Source organism: Gemmatimonas sp. (assembly GCF_036405635.1).
Taxonomy (GTDB): Bacteria; Gemmatimonadota; Gemmatimonadetes; order Gemmatimonadales; family Gemmatimonadaceae; genus Gemmatimonas.
Genome location: NZ_DASWXE010000056.1, coordinates 15761 through 28002 on the forward strand (window position 1 = coordinate 15761; position 12242 = coordinate 28002).

Sequence of the window (12242 nt, forward strand, 5' to 3'; positions counted from 1 at the left end):
GCGCGGCCCCATGTTGTTGCTCACCCTCTGCGCCGTGGTACTCTCTGCGGCGGCATGCGGTGAATCACTCGACGGTGGTGCCGCATGTCCGGCGCTGTGCCCGTCGCCTTCGCAGGAGTTCCGCGACACGACCTTCGAGGCCGTGGTGCAGGATACGTCTGTCAGCGGCTTCCCCACGCTTGGGTTGTCGACGCTGATGCTGCTGGCGAACCGGCCCGACACGGTGGTGACGCGCGGCGTACTGCGCTTCGATGTGCTGGCCACGTCGTTCTACCCGAATGGCACCGGCGCCCTCGATTCGATTACTACGGTCGACTCGGTGTATCTGAGGCTGCCGCTCGACACCACCGGGCGCCGCGGGACCGCACCGGTGACGCTCGAAGTGTTCGATGTGGACACGACGGCCAGTGACTCGGTGACAGCGGTGGTCTCCTCGCTGTTCCGCGCCGACCGCCGCATCGGCTCCATCACCGTCATCCCGAGCCTGACCAGCGACACGCTGCGGGTGCCGATCAGTCGCACGGTGGTGCAGCAGAAGATCGCTGGCAAGAAACCGCTGCGCGTGGGCCTGCGGCTCTCCGGCGGCGCCGGACAGTTGCGTCTGGTCGCATTCACGTTCAGCACCGGGGCGCCCACGCTGCGCTACGACGCGTCTACGGACACCACGTATTCGCCGATCACCGTAGCCACGAACACATCGATCGCCAACGCCACGGTCGACGTCAATCTGGCATACCAGGTCTACACGATCGTGGACAAGGGCTCACCAGCGGCAGGACCGGATGCGCTGGTGGTGGGTGGGTATCCCGCGTATCGCAGCTACCTGCGATTTGCCGTGCCGCGTCGCATCACGGACTCCAGCACCATCGTGCGCGCCGAGTTGTTGCTGACCCAGCGCCGAAGCACCTTTGCCAATGCCGCCGACTCGGTGGCGATCGTGGCGTTGGTGCCCACGACAACGGGCGCGGTGGTCGACATGCGCCGCATCCTCGACCTCTCTGCCGACGGTATGTTCGCTTCTATCGACACGACGCGACTGGTGCCGAGGGACAGCGGGCTCAAGGCCATCAACGTGCTGACGCTCGCGCGTTCGTGGGCCTTGCTGCCGACTGACGTGCCGCGCGCACTGGCATTCCGTATCAATCGTGAGGGCGCCCAGCCGTCCGAACTCCGGTTCTTCAGCAGCAAGGCAACGCAGTCATCGCTGCGTCCGCGTCTGCGCATCACCTACCTCCCGCGCGCGGACTTCGCCCTGCCATGATGCCTTCTTTCATGCACCGCGTCCGCATGCGCAGCGCCGAAGCCAGTGGTTTTTCTGCCGGTGCTGCTGCCACGACCGTCGCTGCCGTGTTCTGCCTGAGTGCGACGCCACTTGCCGCCCAGGGGTCGTTGGGCAGTCTGGGCTTCGGATATCCCGTGGGTGGAGTCAGCGTTCGAACGGCCGGCACGGCCGATGCCTTTGCCGACTTCGACGCGCTCTCTCCCCGCAATCCGGCCGCCATTGGTGGTCTGCAGCGCATGGTGCTGAGCGCGCAGACGGAACCCGAATACCGTTCGCTCAGCTTCAACGGCACCCAGGAACGCACCACCATCCAGCGCATCCCGCTGATCGCGGTGCTCTTCCCGTTCCGTCGTGGATTCGCGTTGGGTCTCAGCGCGTCGAGTTTTCTCGATCGTTCGTACAGCATGCTCACCACGGGCACCGCGCTGATCGAAGGGGTTCCGGTGTCCACCAATGATCGCCTCGATATCCGTGGGGCCATCGGTGACATGCGGGCCGCCGTGGGCTGGCAAATCAACTCACGCTTCAAGATTGGCGTGGGTGGCCACCTGTACACGGGAGAGAACGTCGCCGTTCGTGAACGGAAGTTCGCTGACACGCTCTCGTTCGGCAGTGTGCTCGACTCCTCGCGTGTGAACTACTTTGGCACGGCACTGTCGGTGGGTGGCGAGGTCCGCGTACTCAAGGGCCTAGCCGCCGTCGGATCCTATCGCAAGGGCAACACCTTCAAGTCCCGCGTACGCGATTCCGTGCGCACCACGGCCGACGTGCCGGATCGTGTTGGCCTCGGCCTGCGATACGATGGCATTGCGGGCACGACGCTTGCCGTCGGCATGGAACAGGTGAAGTGGACCAACATGGCCGCATTGGGCACCGGACTGTCGACCACGCACGACGCCAATAACCTGCATGCCGGGATCGAAGTGCAGGGGCCGCAATTCCGTGGCTCGCCGATTTTCCTCCGCGCCGGATACGCACGCAACGAACTGCCGTTCAGTGTCTCCGCCGAGCGAGTGAAGGAGACGCGCTTCTCCACGGGCGTCGGTCTGCCGATCGCGCGCGACGCGGCGACGTTCGATATCTCGGTGCAGCGCGCCAATCGGGCGCTCGCCAACAGCGGCGCCAAGGAATCGGCGTGGCTGCTGGGCTTCGGCCTGCAGATCCGTCCCTGAGGCCCAGATGTCCGAAGTTGAGCAGTTGGCTGACCCGGCAACGGGAGGCGACGTGACGACCAAACCGACGGTGTACATCGAGACCTATGGCTGCCAGATGAATGTGGCAGACTCGGAGCTCATGTACGGTAAGCTGGCCGCCAATGGCTATGCACCGGTGGACGCGCCCGATGGGGCGGACGTCATTCTCGTCAACACGTGCGCCATCCGCGAGAACGCCGAGACGCGCGTGATTGGTCGCCTCGGCGAACTCCGTCGGTACATGAAGCCCGGCACGATTGTGGGTGTGACGGGGTGCATGGCACAGCGTCTCGGACCGCGGGTGCTCGAGCAGGCGAAGCATGTGTCGCTGGTGGTGGGGCCGGATGGCTACCGCGCACTGCCGGCGTTGCTCGATGGCGCACGTCGTGGTGAGAAATTCACGGCCACCGACTTCGACCTCGAGGAACACTACGAGGACGTCGTCGCCCGCCGGTTCGAAGGCGTGAAGGCGTGGATCCCGGTGCAGCGCGGTTGCGACTATCGTTGCACCTACTGCATCGTGCCGTTCACGCGCGGCCCGGAACGCAGCCGCAAGTTGGACGATGTGGTGCGTGAAGTGCGGCAGGTCGTGGAGCAGGGGCTCAGTGAAGTCGTGCTCCTTGGGCAGACGGTCAATTCGTACACCGACGGCACACACGACTTCGCCGACCTGTTGCGTGCGGTGGGTGCGGTGGATGGCATCCGGCGTGTGCGCTACACCAGCCCCCACCCGAACGACTTCAGCGACCGCGTCATCGAGGCCATGGCCACGGTGCCGACAGTGTGTGAGCACATCCATCTGCCCATGCAGAGTGGCTCCACGAGCATGCTCAAGCGGATGCTGCGCCGCTATTCCCGTGAGGAATACCTCGAGTGCGTGGCCCGAATGCGGGCGGCCATTCCGGGACTCGCGCTGACCACCGACATCATTGTCGGTTTTCCGGCCGAAACCGACGAGGAGTTCGAGGACACGCTGTCGCTGTGCCGCGAGGTGCGGTTCGACGACGCGTTCATGTTCAAGTTCTCGCCGCGCGAAGGCACGCCGGCTACACGCATGCCGGCCGAGTGGACGATTCCGGACAGCGTTGTGTCGGAGCGCTTCGATCGCCTCATCAAGACGGTGCGTGGCATTTCGCGTGAGAACAATCTCAAGCGACTCGGCGACACGACTGAAGTATTGATCGAGAAGGTCGCGAAGGACGGCGAACTGCTGCAGGCCCGTTCGCGTGACTTCAAGACGGTCATGGTGCCGGCCGATGCCGGAAAGATCGGCGATTATCTCACCGTGCAGTTGAGTGGCACCACGGGCGCCACCTTCACGGGTACGCCGGTGACCGAGACCGGCGGAAAGCCCGAGCGCAAGCCACTGCCCATGGCGGTATAAGGCGAGTGTAGTGCAGCGCTCGCACGCGATGCGCTGTGCGTTCCATCGATGATGGACGCCCGATTCTGATGACGGAGGCATGATCACACCGCAGTAGGGTGTCATCATGCCTTTGCTCATTCATGCGGTGTGGTGGTGGCTCACCGGTCTCTACCTCGGGGCTGGTGACGTGTTGCCGCCTGGCATGAGTGGGTTTTCCGTGGCGGTGTGTGCCGTCATCGTGGCGCTGGGCACGACAGTGGCGCGAACCAGCGGCGTTTCGGCGAGCAGCGGACGGTGGGCCGCGCTCTGGCTGGTGCCCGCAGGTCTGGTCGTCGCGCAGTCGGCATTGCGGGAGCGGGAGGCATGCAAACGCGTCCTCAGTGCCAACGCCGCAGAGAGCGAGCGATGGGTGCTGTTGCACGACACGCCCATGCCGCGCACGACGGTGAAGGGCGTGGTGCAGGAGCGTCGCGCGTCGCCACGGTGCCGCATCAGTGGATGGTTTCGCACGGCCGCACGTGAAGCGGCCGCACGCGACACGGGTGCCGTCGCTCCGCGTGCTGGATCGTTGGTGCCTTTCACCGGCGCAACACTGCCCTCGGCGCGTGGCGTGCGGGTGGATCAGGCGGAGTTTGGAGCGGCCGTGCACACCGAGCGACTGATCGCCTGGCGGGCTGCGATCGGGCTCACCATCGACACGCTGTTCCGTTCACGCGCGCCGTTGGTGCGGGCGCTTCTCATCGCCGATCAGGACGGCATCGCGCCCGAGATCCGTGACCGATACGCCGACGCGGGGCTGGTGCACATGTTGTCGGTGTCGGGCATGCACGTCGCCATCATCGCCTCAGCGTTGCTCGCGCTGGGCGGAATGCTGCGCATCCCCCAAGCCACGCTGGCGCCCGCCTCACTTGTGCTGGTCACGCTGTACGTGGCATTGCTTGGCTTTCCCGCACCCGCCGTGCGCAGCGGCGTGATGCTGGGCGTGATGGCCCTGGCCGCCCAGATGCAGCGCCCCGTGCACGAATGGACCGCACTCGCGTTGGGCGCGGTGATTCCGACGGTCGACCCACTCGTGGTGGTGGACCTGGGCTGGCAACTCAGCGTGGGCGGCATGGCGGCGCTCGTAGCGGCGCGTGGACTGCGCCGTCGATGGCGTGCACACGCGCAGCGTCATCGTCATGCGAGCCGGGCCATTCCCGCCGTGTCCTCGTGGCTCGCCACACGACGCGGCATCAGTGGATGGCTGGTACAGGAGATTTTCACCGGCGTGGTCGCCACCCTCGTCACTGCGCCCATCATTGCATGGACATTCGGTCGCGTCAGTCTCATCGCACCGCTCTCCAATATCCCCGGTGGTGCGTTGGTCGCGCTATTGCAGCCGGCACTCTTTCTGGCACTGCTGGTGACACCCATTCCCGGTGCAGGTCCGTTCGTTGCTGACGCCACACAGCCACTGATGGCACTGCTCGACGCACTGGCTGGTGCTGCGGCCGCGGTGCCGGGTGCTGTGCTCCCCGTCGCCCCATCGCTCATGACGGTGCTGGGTACCGGCGTTGCGGCGGCCTGCATTGTTCGCGGCTCGGCGCACCCGCGCCCGACACGTTGGTGGATCGGTGCGGCAACGTCGGTGGTGGTGGCGCTTTGGGCCTCGCTGCTGCGCGGTGGGTCAGGGCAGTTCGAAATGCACGTGCTCGATGTGGGGCAGGGTGATGCGGTGGCCCTGCGCACGCCACGCGGCCGCTGGGTGCTGGTGGATGCCGGCCCGCGCTGGCAAGGCGGTGACGCCGGACGACGTGTGGTGGTGCCGTACCTGCGTCGGCGTGGTGGCGATGTCGCGCTGTTTGTGCTGTCGCATGCACACGATGATCACTCCGGCGGTGCGGCCACGGTGGTGCGAGCGCTCACTCCGCGCCTCTGGTGGGAACCGGCCTTCATCACCACCAGTCCGGGCTATCGGGAGGCGCTGTCCGCCGTTGCGGATGCTGGCACTCGCTGGCAGCGCGCACAGCCAGGGGAGGCCCTCTCGCTGGACGGCGTGCGGTTCACCGTGCTCGCTCCGGATTCGACCTGGACTGCGCACCAGACCAATGCCAACGAGACGTCAGTGATGCTGCGCGTCGACTACGGTCAGCATCGCTTCCTGCTCACCGGTGATGCGGAACATGAGGAGGAGGCGTGGGTGCACGAGCGCTGGGGCGCATCGGGGCTGCGGGCCGACGTGCTCAAGGTCGGACATCACGGCAGTCGCACGAGCTCCACGGAAGCCTTCATTGCCGCTACTGCGCCACGCCTTGCCGTGGTGTCGCTCGGCACAGGCAATCGCTACGGACATCCCGCGCCACAAACCGTGGAGTTGTTTCTGAAACACGGCATTCCGCTTGTGCGCACAGACCTCGAGGGGGCGATCATCGTGCGGTCCAACGGGCTCCGTTTGGAGGTGGAGAGTCGAGGGGAGCGATGGACAGTCGCCGAGCGGGCGCCGCCGTGAGCGTGGACACCGGCCCGTCTCAGTGCTGTGGCTAAGGTCGCTGTTTCATGGCAGGCTCCCGGTGGTCTGCTCTTGCCGGAGCTTGCCGCCAAAGGCCAGCTTTACGGCGTTGCCAACGGTCGCGAAAGCGATCGCGATTTCTCCGAGCACTCACCGTGGAGTTCTGCCGTGGTCAAGCACACCGCGACGTCTGTCGTCACCATCGAGCGATTTATCATCGAGCAGGAACGCATGTTTCCGGATGCCACCGGAGAACTTTCTGGCATCCTCTATGACATGGCGCTTGTGGGCAAGATGATCGCCAACAAGGTGCGCAGCGCCGGACTCGCGGACATCCTTGGCGCGACGAGCGATACCAACGTGCAGGGTGAAGTGCAGCAGAAGCTCGACGTCATCGCCAACGAGATCGTGGTCAAGGCCTTCGATCATGGCGGCCGCCTCTGCGCGATGGCATCGGAGGAAGAAGAGGACATCATCCACATCCCCGAGGGATTCCGCCCCGGCAAGTATGTGCTGCTGTTTGATCCCCTCGATGGTTCGTCCAACATCGACGTGAACGTGCCCGTGGGGACGATCTTCTCCGTCTTCCGGAAGATCACGCGCGGTTCGCATGGCGAGATGGAAGACTTGCTGCAGCCGGGGCGTCGCCAGGTCGCGGCCGGGTACATCCTGTACGGCTCGAGCACGATGATGGTGTACACCACCGGCCAGGGCGCGCACGGCTTCACGCTCGACCCGTCCATCGGTGAGTTCCTGCTGTCACATCCGAACATCCGCATCCCGGCCAACGCGCGCTATCTGTCGGTGAATGACGCGTATGAACAGGACTGGCCGGAGCCCACGCGTGCCCTCATGCGTCGCTATCGTGGCCTCGACGGCGAACGCAAGGCGCTCAACGTGCGCTACGTGGGTTCGCTGGTCGCCGACTTCCACCGCAACCTCCTGGGCGGTGGCGTGTTCTGCTATCCGGCCAACACCAAGTCGCCCAACGGCAAGCTGCGGCTGCTGTATGAAGCCAATCCGCTGGCGTTCATCGCCGAACAGGCGGGCGGCGCGGCCTGCGATGGCTACGGCAGCATCCTCGACGTGCAGCCCACCGAGTTGCATCAGCGCACACCGCTGTACCTCGGCAGCAAGGATGAGGTGGAGCTGGTGAGCCAGTTCCCGCTGCCCAAGTTCGTGGCGCCTGGCATTCAGGAGCGTCGGGGAGCCTCGCGAGCGGGGGCACCGGCATCGACACCGGTCTCCGCCGCACCCGCAGTCTGATCCGACGCCCTTCTGCAACCGCCGCCTTGGCAACGAGGCGGCGGTTTTGCATGCCCCCCCACTAGATTGGCACGCATGAGCGAGCGACTCTCACCCTCCGGAATTCCGGTGGGCGCCGTGGTGCGCCCCACCGATGTGACCACCGACTACGCGAACGATCTCGCCGATCCGGGCAAGTTCCCGTTCACGCGTGGCGTGCAGCCCACGATGTATCGTGGGCGTCTGTGGACCATGCGTCAGTACGCCGGTTTTGGTACGGCCAAAGCGACGAACGAGCGCTTCAAGCTGCTGCTCGACGCCGGCCAAACGGGTCTCTCGGTGGCGTTCGACCTGCCCACGCAGATGGGCATCGATTCGAGCTCGCCGCGTGCACTGGGTGAGGTGGGGCGCGTGGGCGTGGCCATCGACACGGTCGAGGATATGCACGTGCTGCTCGATGGCATCCCGCTCGACAAGGTGTCGTCGAGCATGACCATCAACTCCACGGCGTCTACGCTGCTCGCGATGTACATCGTGGTGGCGGAAGAGCGCGGCATCCCGCGTGAGAAGGTGTCGGGCACGGTGCAGAACGACATTCTCAAGGAGTACATCGCGCGTGGCACGTACATCTATCCGCCCACGCCGTCGCTCGCGCTGACGGCCGAGATGTTTCGGTTCTGTGCGGCGGAAGTGCCGCAGTGGAATCCGATTTCCATCAGCGGCTACCACATTCGTGAAGCCGGCGCGACCGCGGTGCAGGAAGTCGCGTTCACGTTTGCCGATGCGCTCGAATACGTGAAGCAGGCAGTGGATGCCGGGCTCCCCGTGGACCTATTCGCACCGCGCCTGTCGTTCTTCTTTGCGGCACACAACGACCTGTTCGAAGAAGTCGCCAAGTTCCGCGCCGCGCGTCGTCTGTGGGCGCGCCTGCTGCGCGAACGGTTTGGCGGCAACGACCAGAGCTGCCGCATGCGCTTTCACACGCAGACGGGCGGCGTGACGCTGCAGGCGCAGCAGCCGCTCAACAACGTGGTGCGTGTGACCGTGCAGGCGCTGGCTGCCACGCTGGGCGGCACGCAGTCGCTGCACACCAACGGCTACGACGAAGCCCTCGCACTGCCCACGGCCGAAGCGGCGACGCTGGCCCTGCGCACGCAGCAGATCGTCGGTTACGAGAGCGGTGTGGCACAGACCGTGGATCCGCTGGCTGGCAGCTGGTACGTAGAACAGCTCACCGACGAGATCGAACGTCGCGCCGTGGAGTTGCTCACCCGTGTCGACGAAATGGGTGGCGCCGCCGAGGCCATTCGTGCCGGCTTCTTCCAGGAAGAGATCGGCCGCAGCGCCTACGAGTATCAGCTGCGTGTGGAAGCCGGCGAGAACGTGGTGGTGGGTGTGAACAAGTTCGGGGACGGACAGGACCCGCCAATCATTCCGGCACCCGACTTCTCTGCACTCGAGCGCGACCAGGTCTCCCGTCTCGCGGCGGTTCGTGCGGCGCGTGATGCCAACGCTGTCGAGACGGCGCTGCAGCGCCTCGCGGAAGTGGCGCCGCAGTACGACACCGGACACTCGGGACCGCGTGCGGAGCTCATGCCGCTCATCATCGATGCGGTGCGAGCGCGAGCATCGGTGGGTGAAATCGCCGACACCCTGGAAAAAGTGTGGGGGCGATACCAGCCCAGCCTCTGATTTCTCGTCTCTGGACTCTATCTGGCTGATCTCTGGGCCGGCTTCAGAGGTCAGATGGAAGAGATGAGATATCAGAGATCTGACGGAGATAGATGGTGAGAGACCAGACCGTTGTAGAGATGAGAAGCCTGAGCACTTCGTCGTCTGCCTTTCGTGTGCGCCCGACGCATGGGTGGGCACGTAGCCCGGAGATCTGTCGCCGCAGAAGGCAGCCTGACTCGTGCACTCAGACTTCTCACCATCTAGGATGGTCTGATCTCTCACCATCTATATCCGTCTCAGGACAGAACTCTGCCTTCTGACCTCTGAACTCTGCACCCTCCGTGAGCACTCCCTCTGATACCGATCCCGGCAACGCCCATCCGAGGCCGTTGCCTGTGGTACGTGCCATGATCGATGCGCTCGATCGTGATCTTCTGCAGATCATTGCGCGTCGCAAGGCGCTGGTGGCCGAGGTGGCAGCATGGAAGCGGCAGCATGGATTGCGCATTCGCGATCCGCAGCGTGAGCAGCAGGTGTTGCATGATCGGCATGAACATGCAGCGGAGCTCGGACTGCCGGCTGGAGAAGTCGAGTCGATCTTTCGGCTTCTGCTGCGCTCGAGCCGTGATCAACAGGCGGCGCTGCGTGCCGAGGTGCCCATCGATCAGGAGCCGCTCACGGTCGCGGTCATTGGTGGGCATGGCAAGATCGGCCGGCTCGTTGCGCGTCTGTTTGCCGACCTGGGTCACCAACTGCTCATCGTCGATACCGACACCGCGCTGCGTGGAGCGGAAGCGGCGGCGGCGGCCGACGTCACCGTGATCAGTGTGCCGATCGAACTCACCGAGCAGGTCGTGCGTGAAGTGGGACCGCATGTGCGCGACGAGTCGTTGCTCATGGACGTGACGAGCATCAAGGAAGCGCCGATGCGCGCCATGCTCGAGTCCACGTCCGCGAGTGTGGTGGGCACGCATCCCATGTTCGGCCCCAGCGTACACACGGTGCAGGGGCAGCGTCTCGTGTTGTGTCGCGGCCGTGGCGATACGTGGGCCGACTGGGTCTCGCGGACGTTTGCGGCGCGCGGTCTGGTGGTCACCGAAACCACGCCCGTGCAGCACGACCGTGCGATGTCGGTGGTGCAGGTGCTCACGCACTTCCAGACACAGGTGCTCGGCCTCACCCTCGCGCGCATGGGTGTGCCACTGTCGGAGACGATGCCGTTCACGTCGCCGGCCTATCTGCTCGAGCTGTACGTGGCCGCGCGGCATTTCGCGCAGGACCCGGCGCTGTATGGGTCCATCGAGATGCGAAACCCACGCACGGGCGAAGTGACGGCCGCCTTCGGTGCCGCCGTGCAGGAGCTGGCCGGTGTCATCGCGGACGGCGATCAGGTCGCCTTCACGCGGCTGTTCCAGGATGTGCGCGCGTTCTTCGGCGATTTCACAGCTGAGGCGCTGGAACAGTCGAGCTTCCTGATCGACCGGATCGTGGAACGGCAGTAGATTGACGATGTGGCCTCGTTTCCTTCCCGCCTAACCGGAGCCTCCATGCGCTCTTCCTTCCGTTTCGCCGGACTGCTCGTGCCGGCCGTATTGCTCACCAGCGTCGCCGCCACGCGCGCGCCGCTCGTCGACTGGACCGCCAAGCTCGCCGGCAAGGACGGCCGCAAGGTGACTGGCTCGGCTACCGTGAAGCCCACCGCCGACGGCAAGGGTGTCGATGTGCAGGTGACGCTCGACGGTGATACGCCGGGCGCGACTCGTCCCTGGCATATTCACACCGGTAGCTGCGCCAAGAGTGGCGGTGTGTTTGGCGGCGGACGGGCCTACACGCCCATTGTGATCGACGCGAAGGGCCATGGGTCGGCCAAGGCCACCGTGCCCGCCACGCCCGCCGATACCACGACCTACTACGTGAATATCCACGATTCGGCGGCGGCGATGAGCATCATTGTTGCGTGCGGAGACCTCGCCAAATAGCTGGGTAGGGTGGGCAGGTCGTGACGGGATGAAAGGGGGCGAGGTCAGGCAGACACCTGAAACCGCGCCCCCTCACTCGTGTAGATTTCTGTCATGAAGATTTCCCTGTCCTCCCGGCATCTCGCGGCGGCCGTCGGTGTGCTTCTGCCACTGCTCGCGCCCCAGGGCGCGGATGCGCAGTCCAAGACCACCATCCGCGACCGCGCTCGCCAGGAAGCCGTTCGCGAAGCCGTGACCGATGAGTCGCGCTTTTCGGTGCTCGATGGTGTGGTCACCGATTCGTTGCTGCGCCCGCTCAATTCCGCCGATGTCACGGTCGTGGGCACCGGCGCGAAGGTCGTTACGTCGGAGAACGGCCGCTTTCGCATGCTGCAGGTGCCCCCGGGGCAGTACCTGCTCATTGTGCGGCGTATCGGCTACGCGCCCACGTCCGGCATGATCGAGGTGCCAGCGCGCGATACCGTGCGCCTGAGTTATGTGCTCGAGCGCTCCAGCAACATGCTCGATACCATGCGCATCCGCGGTACCCGCGTTACGGTGCGCATGCGTGAATTCGACCAGCGCCGCCGCCTGGGCATTGGCCAGTTCATCACCCAGGAAGAAATTGAGCGCCGTGGTTCATTGGCCACGTCCGATTTCCTGCGCTACATGCGTGGTGTGCAGGTCTCGCAGGTGACCACGGACTTCTTCGCTGGTACGCAGGTCTATTCGCGTCGCGAAGGCGCTGGTATGAGCGACGGTGTGGGCGCGCAGTGTGCCATGCAGGTACTGTTGGACGGCATCATCCTGCCCAAGAACTTCAATCTCGATCTGTTGCCGCCGCCCAAGCAGGTGGCTGGTATCGAAGTGTATTCGGGTGCGGCGACCATCCCGCCCCAGTTTGGTGGTCCCGATCGTCGCTGTGGCGTCGTCGCGGTGTGGACGCGAGACGGGTACTACTGAAACGGAAATCACCTCGCCTTTGCCGACGTGGCGCGATCGGTCTGTCTAGTCTTGGTCCTACTATATGGAAGTG

9 protein-coding genes are annotated in these 12242 nt (G+C 65.0%); all 9 read left to right on the plus strand.

Annotation, left to right across the window (positions count from 1 at the left end):
• The first annotated feature begins 10 nt into the window (after positions 1 to 10).
• On the plus strand, positions 11 to 1261 hold the full coding sequence (locus VGE27_RS03840; RefSeq protein ID WP_331048311.1) for a hypothetical protein: 1251 nt from the start codon (positions 11 to 13) through the stop codon (positions 1259 to 1261).
• Positions 1258 to 2454, plus strand: a complete 1197-nt coding sequence (locus VGE27_RS03845; protein ID WP_331048312.1) for a hypothetical protein — start codon at positions 1258 to 1260, stop codon at positions 2452 to 2454. Before VGE27_RS03840 ends, VGE27_RS03845 begins: the two co-directional genes overlap by 4 nt.
• 7 nt (positions 2455 to 2461) lie before the next feature.
• On the plus strand, positions 2462 to 3859 hold the full coding sequence (gene miaB / locus VGE27_RS03850) for a tRNA (N6-isopentenyl adenosine(37)-C2)-methylthiotransferase MiaB (RefSeq protein WP_331048313.1): 1398 nt from the start codon (positions 2462 to 2464) through the stop codon (positions 3857 to 3859).
• A 106-nt stretch (positions 3860 to 3965) separates the two neighbouring features.
• On the plus strand, positions 3966 to 6329 hold the full coding sequence (locus VGE27_RS03855; protein WP_331048314.1) for a DNA internalization-related competence protein ComEC/Rec2: 2364 nt from the start codon (positions 3966 to 3968) through the stop codon (positions 6327 to 6329).
• A 168-nt stretch (positions 6330 to 6497) separates the two neighbouring features.
• Positions 6498 to 7595, plus strand: a complete 1098-nt coding sequence (gene fbp / locus VGE27_RS03860) for a class 1 fructose-bisphosphatase (protein ID WP_345787976.1) — start codon at positions 6498 to 6500, stop codon at positions 7593 to 7595.
• Between the two features lie 75 nt (positions 7596 to 7670).
• Entirely contained in the window at positions 7671 to 9266 is a 1596-nt protein-coding gene (locus VGE27_RS03865; RefSeq protein ID WP_331048316.1) for an acyl-CoA mutase large subunit family protein, read from the plus strand.
• A gap of 323 nt (positions 9267 to 9589) precedes the next feature.
• Positions 9590 to 10750 (plus strand): bifunctional chorismate mutase/prephenate dehydrogenase, encoded by a 1161-nt coding sequence (gene tyrA / locus VGE27_RS03870; RefSeq protein WP_331048317.1) that lies wholly within the window; start codon positions 9590 to 9592, stop codon positions 10748 to 10750.
• Between the two features lie 45 nt (positions 10751 to 10795).
• Complete coding sequence (locus VGE27_RS03875; RefSeq protein WP_331048318.1) at positions 10796 to 11227, plus strand: CHRD domain-containing protein; 432 nt, start codon at positions 10796 to 10798, stop codon at positions 11225 to 11227.
• Positions 11228 to 11320: 93 nt separating this feature from the next.
• Positions 11321 to 12169 carry a TonB-dependent receptor gene (locus VGE27_RS03880; protein WP_331048319.1) on the plus strand — a complete coding sequence of 283 codons (849 nt, stop codon included), beginning with the start codon at positions 11321 to 11323 and terminating at the stop codon, positions 12167 to 12169.
• The last annotated feature ends 73 nt before the right edge of the window (positions 12170 to 12242 follow it).